The organism is Aequorivita marina (genome assembly GCF_031631895.2).
GTDB lineage: Bacteria > Bacteroidota > Bacteroidia > Flavobacteriales > Flavobacteriaceae > Aequorivita > Aequorivita marina.
This window is the reverse complement of sequence record NZ_JAVMBW020000024.1, coordinates 1-2,891: the sequence shown is the minus strand read 5'-3', so window position 1 is coordinate 2,891 and position 2,891 is coordinate 1. Positions and strand designations below refer to the sequence as shown.

Genomic DNA, 2,891 nt, shown 5'->3' with positions numbered 1-2,891 from the left:
GCTCCGATTACTGCAAATGTTTTCTATTATGAAGATGCTGCTGGATTGCCAGGTGCAGAAATAGGAAATGAAACAGTAGTTCCAACAATCTTAAGTTCAGGCGAATGGGTTAACCCTATCGCATTTAGATTTGATACTAGTCTTGATTTGACTCCATTTACCTTTGCAGGTGATGCCAGTAATGATACTGCGTATTGGATTGGAGTAGAAATGGGTACAGCTACCAACCAGGCAACTGTTTTCTGGTTGTACACAGATGGTCAAGGTCTAGAAGGCGAACCAATGGCACAGTATAACGCTGTTGATGGTTTCTGGAGTGTACCAGAACCAACTAGAGAGGTAGGTTATATCTTCTCAGGAGAATGTTCTCCATTGAGTGTAGCTGATAACACGTTGGCTGGGTTTAATTTCTACCCGAACCCAACATCAGGTTCGCTTACATTGAGTGCTGCCAATACTATTGACGCGGTATCTTTCTACAACCTACTGGGTCAGAAAGTACTGGATGTTGATGTTGACGCAACCACTTCAGAGATTAATATCTCAGGGCTTAAAACCGGAACTTACATTATGGAAGTTTCTGTAGCCGGTCAAGTAGGTACGTATAGAGTATTGAAAAACTAAGCCTTTATATATAAATATAAATAGGTATTGCTTAAAAGCCATTCACGAAAGTGAATGGCTTTTTTGCTTATTGGACATTGACGCTCTATAGAAATGTATTGTGATGATTTAATGCGTTAAATAAAGACCAGAATGCTAAAAATAAGTGTAGTAGCGGTTCTTTTCCTTCAAAAAAGAGAAAATCGTATATCCAGCTTGTTAGTATAGTGTGAATCCGAGGGGTCAAAACTTATAAATTTCCCTCTCGTAAAAGCGAATCACTCCTTCTGCCAACTTCTGTTTAAACAATTAATTTGATCATTTTTTTTTACACGGAGGAAAATTATCATCCACGACCTTCATTATAGAAGTGGTTCTGTGACAAGTGATTTTACGGGTTATTTTTTTAACTAGTTGATACCTTGCCATGACTTGTTAAGCTTTCGATAGGAGAAATTGATGTAATAACAGAAAGTGACTTTTTTTGATAATTTAACATCAGTATTCAAGTGTTTTTTGTCAGAGTAACTTTTATCGCGTTAAAATCTTTCCACAAATCATTTGTTATTAACGATATTTTAGATACTTTTAAGGGATTATTAACTAAAACATATTCTAATTATGAAAAGAAGTACTATTCTTGGGTGTTTTGTAGGTTTGCTTTCGCTTACCTTAAGTGCCCAGACTACGCAACCTTTGAATTCGAAGGCTGGTTCGAGCCCGACCGATTCAGGATTGCAAATTGATCCAGAAGCTACCAGTGGTAAGCTTTTAACACGAGATGGCAGTCAGCATACTGCTTTCTATACAAATAACGAGGTGTTTAACAGCTCTGAGGAAGCTCAAGTACTGGTTCTTACTGAAGAACAACTTGCCGCTAGTAACAGCAGGGCTTCAACTATTGCCGATGAGCCTGTTGTTAGAAACAGTTCTGCGGAAGCTAGAGATATTATGGCTTCAACTGGAAATAGGGCGGCCTACAACCAAACGCCTTTGTTTGTAGCTCAAGGTCGATTTACGGCTGAGGAGGAAGCTGAACTTACGGCTGCAGGTTTAGAAAGACCCAATACCAATGTTCCTAATAATACAGGAGTTCAAAACAGGGTGCTTGCTGATATTGTACCTACTGCTGGTGCAACAGAAACCTTTACCCCAGACGTAGGAGATAATTTCTTCGATCCAGGTGGCCCAGGAGGGGCAAACTCAGATGGAGAGCCTGGAAATTATCCAAACTGTGGCTGTGATACCCAATCAACTTTGGCTGGGGTTACCGAAATTGAGTTTCTTGATTTTGGAGTAAACGGTACGTTCGACTACTTAATAATATACGATGGAACTGACGACACTGGAACAGTGCTGTATGATAACAGTGATACGGGCGCAAATTCAGGAGATAAAGATTTGGCAGATATGATTGCCTCTAATGGATCGGCTACTTTTACTGGTACTAGTGGCGATTTATTTTTCTTTTTCCACGCGAGTACAGTTGTAAACTGGCTTGGATGGGATGTTGAAATTATGGCTGCTGGTGGCGGTGGCGGTAGTGGATACTGTACCCCGGAAGGAATAAACTCCGGTAGATTTATCGATAACTTCTCTACCACTAACGGTAGTGATAACATTTCCAATATGGGTTCTGGTTATTCACCAGACGGATATGGAGATTTTTATGATACAGATGCAGTTGCTGCAGAACCAGAAGACACTGTAGATTTCTCAGTAGATGTTGAAGGAGGAACCGCAGGTTTTAGAATTTGGGTTGACTGGAACCAAGATGAGGTTTTTGATACAACCGATGAAGTAGCTTATACTTCTAGCGGTTACCTGGAAAACCACACAGGTACAATTACCGTTCCTGCAGATGCTATGGAAGGTGATACACGTATGCGAATTGTGAGCCACTGGTTAAGTACATCAGGAGACGTTGATCCTTGTGAAACAGGATTTGATTATGGTGAATTTGAAGATTATAAGTTTACTGTAACAGGCGGTGGCGGCGGAGGCCCCTTCCCAGATCCATACTGTGCTATTGACTTTTCTACGGTAGAGCCAATTACCTTGGTGAATGTTGCCGATATTGACAATAGAAGTAGCGAGGTTATTGACGGAAGTCCTGCCCACGAAGATTTTACCGCTATTGTAGGTAATATGGAAGAAGGTGAAACGTATTCAATTGCCTTAGAAGGTAATACAGGTGGAGGTTTTACCAATAGCTTTACCGTATTTATTGATTGGGATCAAGATGGTAGCCTAGATGGCGCAGATGAGCGTTATGACATTGGTACTAT

Annotated in this window: 2 protein-coding genes; both read left to right on the top strand. The window is 40.6% G+C overall.

Going from position 1 to position 2,891, the window contains the following annotated elements; all coding sequences use genetic code 11:
* Positions 1-624, top strand: a 624-nt coding sequence (locus QPK98_RS15485) for a T9SS type A sorting domain-containing protein (protein ID WP_310994387.1), incomplete at its 5' end; no start/stop codon positions are given.
* A 600-nt stretch (positions 625-1,224) separates the two neighbouring features.
* A partial coding sequence (locus tag QPK98_RS15480) for a GEVED domain-containing protein (RefSeq protein ID WP_310994386.1) occupies positions 1,225-2,891 on the top strand: 1,667 nt, incomplete at its 3' end.